At 66.5% G+C, this 868-nt stretch carries 1 protein-coding gene and 1 pseudogene; both read left to right on the top strand.

The window, feature by feature from the left end:
* A pseudogene (locus tag FUT88_RS25960) lies at positions 1 to 631 on the top strand (acyclic terpene utilization AtuA family protein); the annotation flags it as partial.
* 1 nt (position 632) lies between these two features.
* A partial coding sequence (locus FUT88_RS25955; protein WP_147219387.1) for a hypothetical protein occupies positions 633 to 868 on the top strand: 236 nt, incomplete at its 3' end.

Genomic DNA, 868 nt, shown 5'->3' with positions numbered 1-868 from the left:
GTGAAGACGGCTCGGTGCGCATCACCAAAGTCGCCACGGCCGGCGGACTCGTCACCGAAGCCACGTGCAAGGAGCAGTTGCTGTACGAAATCCATGACCCGGCGCGCTACCTCACGCCCGATGTGGTGGCGGACTTCTCCAACGTGCGCATGCACGCCGACGGCAAAGACAGCGTCGTCATCGAAGGCGCCACCGGCACACGCGCACGGAGCAGTTGAAGGTCTCCATCGGCTATCTCGACAGCTATATCGGCGAAGGCCAGATCAGCTATGCCGGCCCGAACGCGGTGGCGCGCGGCAAGCTGGCGCTCGACATCGTGCGCGAGCGATTGGCACTCACCGGCGTGCAGATGACGGAAACGCGCTTCGAGCTGATTGGCGTGGATGCGCTGCATGGCGCAGCCCTCTCCCGCATCGATGCCGAACCGTACGAAGTGCGCGTGCGCGTGGCCGCGCGCACTGAATCGATGGCCGAAGCCGTCCGCATCGGGAACGAAGTCGAAACACTGCTGACCTGCGGCCCGTCCGGCGGCGGCGGCGCAACGAAGAGCGCGCGCGAAATCATCGCCGTGGCATCGACGTTGATTCCCGCAGAACTGGCCCCGCACGCCGTGCACATCCTGGAGAGCTGACATGCCCCGCACCCTCCGCGACCTCGCCCACACCCGCGCCGGCGACAAGGGCGACATCTCGTGCATCTCCGTGATCGCCCTTCGTCCGGACCGCGCCGAAGACTTTGCCCTGCTCGAACAACACGTCACGGCCGAGCGCGTGCGCGCGCATTTCGCTGAACTCGTCCACGGCGAGGTCGAGCGCTACGTGCTGCCACAGCTGGGCGCACTGAACTTCGTGCTGCACGGTGCGCTGGC

The sequence above is a fragment of the Ralstonia sp. TCR112 genome (assembly GCF_007997035.1).
GTDB classification, from domain to species: Bacteria; Pseudomonadota; Gammaproteobacteria; order Burkholderiales; family Burkholderiaceae; genus Ralstonia; species Ralstonia edaphi.
Note: the sequence above shows the minus strand (reverse complement) of the source record. Positions and strands in the feature narration are given on the sequence as shown.